The following is a 4,876-nucleotide window of genomic DNA, read 5'->3' on the forward strand; positions in this document are numbered from 1 at the left end:
AGGCGCAATCTACTCGCTGCGGAGCAGCGAAACGGGCGGCTGAAGCCTGCACACCAGCGCATGTTGGTGTCCAGCCTTTAGGCGCAATCTACTCGCTGCGGAGCAGCGAAATGGGCGGCTGAAGCCTGGACACCAGCGCATGTTGGTGTCCAGCCTTGAGGCGCAATCTACTCGCTGCGGAGCAGCGAAACGGGCGGCTGAAGCCTGCACACCAGCGCAGGTGCCCGTTCTTTTTTTTGTCGCTCCTTCTTCTTGCTCTCCATGTTTCTGCCGGCGAGTTATCTGCCAACACCGGCAAAACAATGGTGCGGATCATGGCGTTTCTGGACTCCACAGAGGCTTTGAGTCATTTCCACGACGCGGCAAACGACGCCAAAACCCTGTCGGTCTGCGGAGACAAATCGCGATCACGTGCTATCATGGATGCGTCCCGACGCGTGCTCCCGCCGACGATTGATTGAAACCGGTTCGGTGCTTGGCGAGTTCGCCGTTTGGATCCCGCCCGCCAGAACGACGACCTGCCACCATAGGTCCCCCCCTCGAATGTTTTTCATGCTACGAACAGCCAGTCGATTGTTGGTGCTGACAGCCGCGCTCGCCGTTGTCGCCACATCGATCCGCGCCGAGACGCCCGACGAGCAGCTCCGAGCAAACGCAGACGCTGCCGCTCCGTCGTCAGGGATTGCAAACGACCGACCGACCCTCGCCGATATAAAGACGATCGGGCGAGAGCGATCCCGGTTCAAAGACTTCGCCGCCGGAAAGGATCAGCCAGGCGAGGGCACCAGAGACGGCGCAGCACGTCAAGCGAATTTGGCTCAGTTCGAATCAACGATCAAGCCACTCTTGGAACAAAACTGTCTCGATTGCCATGGCCCCGATACCGTCGAAGGCAACGTCCGAATCGACACGCTTGATCCGAATCTGGTGGCCGGTGCCGATACCGATTGGTGGTCCGAGATCTTCGCCGCCATCACCAAGGGCGAAATGCCACCGCCTGACGCGGGCGAGTTCAGTGACGACGAGCGGCGGCTGCTTGTCGATTGGCTGTCGAGTGAACTGCAAACTGCTTCCATCGTGCGGCGTCGGTCCGGCGGTCATTCCGCGTTTCGACGCATGACACGGTACGAATACAATTACGCGTTGCAAGACCTGTTCGGTGTTCCCTGGGACTTTGCCAGGGACCTGCCGCCGGAACCCCACTCCGAAGAAGGCTTCGAGAACAGTTCCGATGTGTTGCATTTGTCGGTCACGCACTTCGAGACCTATCACCGGATCGCCCGCAACACGCTCGATCGAGTCACGGCGACGGGCGCCAAGCCGACGACGCGGTACTGGGGCATCGCGATGAAGGATGCCGCCCAGCGCGAGTGGTCCAAACAAGACAAACAGATCAGCGAGCTGCAACAGGAATTCAAAGACGACCCAGAGAAGCTGGCAGTTGAACTGGAGAAACTACGGGAAACGTTTCGACAACCTCCGCGTGGGGCTTATTACAAAGACCTGTCCAGTGGTCGGACGGCAAAGGCCGAGTGGCGGTACCACGGCGCGCAGTATGCATTTGCGCCCACGGAGCAGCCGGTCGCGTTTCCCGACCCAGACGACTGCGTCGCGATTCTGCCGAACGGATTGGGCACGCGGCTGATCGTCGAGCTGGGCAATCAGTTGCCAGATGAAGGCACGATGCGGGTGACCGTTCGAGCGTCGCGAGTGAATACAAACGGCGATGGCTTTCCCAGTCTGCAATTGCTGTTCGGCTGGCAAGCCAGCAACGAAGGCCGCGCATTGATACGCGTCAGCAAAGAAGACACACCGGTCACGGCCGGCCCGGACCAACCACAGATCATCCAGTGGGACGTGCCGCTGGGTGAAATCTATCCCCGCAACTCGGTCAGGAAAACGTCGCCGATGGGCGTGACGCCCAGCCCGTCGGAATACATCCGCTTGGTCAACAGCTCGGCGTCTTCGTCGGAGATCCAGATCGATTTCGTGCACGTCGCTGCTCCGGTGTCTGACCAGTGGCCGTCTCAGTCGCATCGCCGCATCTTTACCGCGAGTGAAGACTCCAGCGACGAATTGGCTGATGCACGAAGGACCATCGCAGCGTTCATGAACCGAGCGTGGCGGCGACCGATCAGCGACGCGGAGATCGATCGCAAACTGAATCTCTTTGCCGCCATGCGTCCGCAATGCGACAGCTTTGAAGAAGCCGTCGTCGAAGTCCTGGCGACGGTGCTCTCGTCGCCCCAGTTTTTATACGTCTGGAACACGACCAACGCGGGAACGACCGGCGAATCCGGTGAGCGTTCGCCGATCGATGCACATGCATTGGCCAATCGACTGTCGTTGTTCCTGTGGTGCAGCATTCCCGACCAGGAATTGTTGACACTGGCGCAGTCCGGGCGGCTGACCGACCGCGACATCCTGGCATCGCAGGTCCGGCGGATGCTTGACGATCCACGCAGCGAACGTTTCTCCAAACACTTCGTGCATCAGTGGCTGGACATGCAGCTGCTTGATTTCCTGAACTTCAAACAACATCTGCCCAGCTTCGATCCGCTATTGAAAGAAGCGATGCAGCACGAACCGGTCGCCTTGTTCGAGCAAATGCTGCAAGACGACGCGAGCGTGTTGGACTTCATCCACTGCGACTACGCCATGGTCAACGAGCGACTGGCCCGACACTATGGCCTGTCCGGTGTTTACGGCAACCATTTCCGCCGCGTTTCGTTGGACGAAGGGTTTCGCCGCGGAGGTTTGCTGACGCAGGCCGGGCTGCTGTCGATGAATTCCGATTGGCCTGATTCTCACCCGCTCAAACGAGCGATTTGGTTGCTTGAGAGCGTCCTCAGCGATCCGCCTCCCCCGCCGCCGCCCGCCGTGCCGCAGATCGATCTGGCCGATCCGGAAATCGCGAAGATGACGTTGAAGGAACGCATCGAAGACCACCGCAATCACGCCGCGTGCATGTCGTGTCACAGCAAGATTGACCCTTGGGGGATCGCTTTCGAAAACTACGATGCGCTCGGAAAGTGGCGTGATGAAGTTCGTGGCAAACCGGTCGACGCGTCCAGTGAGCTGTTCAATCACCAAACGCTCGATGGCATGGATGGCTTGAAACGATTCCTGTTGCAGAACCGGCAGGATCAATTTGTCCGAGCAATGGTGTCCAAGCTGGCCACGTACGCGTTGGGCCGCCCGTTGGCGTTCTCCGATCGAGCGGAAATTGACGCGATCACCGCTCGTGTTCGCCGCAACGGCGATGGACTGAGGACGACCGTCGAAGCGATCGTTCAAAGCGAACTGTTTCGATCCATGTAAACACCCAACCCAAACCGTTACACGTCAACGTTAGCATTCACAGGGGAAGCCGCCCATGGCATGGAACATGAATATGATTGATCGTCGTCGATTCCTGAGAGGCAGTGGGTGGGCGTTGGCATTGCCGATGTTCGGATCGGTGTGGGGGCCGATGGCTCGCGGCGCGGAGACGCGAGAGAACCCGAAACGCCTCGGCTGCTTTTACTTTCCCGACGGTGTGCCGATGCCGCTGCCGGAAGACCCGGCTTACAAAGACTGGTCCTGGTTTCCCCATGGTGGCGGCAACGAGTTCACGTTCTCCAAGTGCATGGAACCGTTCGAGTCGCTCAAAGACGACTTGACGGTGCTGTCTGGTTTTTCGCATCCGAAGTCCCGCAACGTTCACGGTCACAACAACGCCGATCAGTTTCTGACCGCAGCGGCCACCGGCGGCGGTGACAAAGAGTACGAGAACACGATTTCGTTGGACCAGGAATACGCGAAATACGTCGGGGACCAGACTCGTTTTGCATCGTTGGTGATGTCGACCGATGGGGGAACGGGCACCGCGCGCGGAACGCACACCATTTCGTTTGATCGCAACGGGCGGCCGATTCCTGCCGAGCATCGCCCCAAACAGATTTTTGATCGACTGTTTGTGAAAAACGACGCCGATTCGGCTCGCCGGCTGCTGCTCAGTCGCAGCGCACTGGACGAAATGCTGGAGGATGCCCGGCGTCTGCGACAATCGCTGTCGACCAATGACCGACGCAGTCTGGATGAATACCTGGACTCGGTTCGACAAGCCGAGGTCAAGGTCGAAAAGGCCAAGCGTTGGCTGGGGGCGCCGCTGCCCAGTGTCGATGGCGATCAATTGAATCTGGAACTGACCACCGAAGAGCCTCGCGAGTATCTGCAGACGATGTTCGACCTGATCTTCCTTGCATTCAAGACCGACTCGACGAGGGTGGCGACGTACCAGATCGGACGGGAAAATGGAGTCGGCCGCAGCGATCACCTGGCGCGAGCGGTCGGATTCAATCTGGCCCATCAATTGTCGCACGAGACGAAGAATCCCGACGGCTGGAAGAACTTTGGCACCTATTGCCGTTTCCTTAACGAGGAATACGGACGGTTCATCGGCAAGCTCAAGGCGACACCTGAACCGGCCGGCAGCGGCAGCATGCTGGACAACACACTGCTGCTGTTGGGATCGGCATCGAGTGCATTCCATTTGTCACGAAATTACCCGTTGATTCTGGCCGGCGGCAAACAGATGGGATTCAAGCACGGGCAATACTTCAATCACGCGGGTGAGAATTTCCAAGGCGGCCCATGGTTGGGCGAACGTGAGCCGTGGCAAGACGAAGCGAAAGGGGAAGACCTGCCGTTGTCGAACCTCTACGTGACGATGCTGCAACGATTGGGCGTCCAAACCGATTCGTTCGCCGACAGCACGGGAGTGGTTGAAAGTATCTGATCCGCTGTGGGCAGATGCACGTGCTTGCTGGTCATCAATGGAAGATAGATGAGGGGCAAAACGATGAGGGGCAAAACGATGAGGGGCAAAACGATG

General features: G+C 58.8%; 2 protein-coding genes. Both read left to right on the forward strand.

Annotated features, from left to right (window positions below):
- Window positions 1–552 precede the first annotated feature (552 nt).
- A complete protein-coding gene (locus ABX749_RS21940) occupies window positions 553–3,321 on the forward strand; it encodes a DUF1592 domain-containing protein (RefSeq protein ID WP_372897864.1) in 2,769 nt (922 codons plus the stop codon).
- 55 nt (window positions 3,322–3,376) lie between these two features.
- On the forward strand, window positions 3,377–4,780 hold the full coding sequence (locus ABX749_RS21945) for a DUF1552 domain-containing protein (protein ID WP_372897865.1): 1,404 nt from the start codon (window positions 3,377–3,379) through the stop codon (window positions 4,778–4,780).
- Window positions 4,781–4,876 lie beyond the last annotated feature (96 nt).

It is taken from the genome of Stieleria sp. (genome assembly GCF_041595215.1).
GTDB lineage: Bacteria > Planctomycetota > Planctomycetia > Pirellulales > Pirellulaceae > Stieleria > Stieleria magnilauensis.

What these genes read in the sequence shown, in the direction of transcription:
- ABX749_RS21945 (WP_372897865.1), top strand. Translation starts at nt 3,377, where the DNA reads ATGGCATGGAACATGAATATGATTGATCGTCGTCGATTCCTGAGAGGC.
- ABX749_RS21940 (WP_372897864.1), top strand. Translation starts at nt 553, where the DNA reads ATGCTACGAACAGCCAGTCGATTGTTGGTGCTGACAGCCGCGCTCGCC.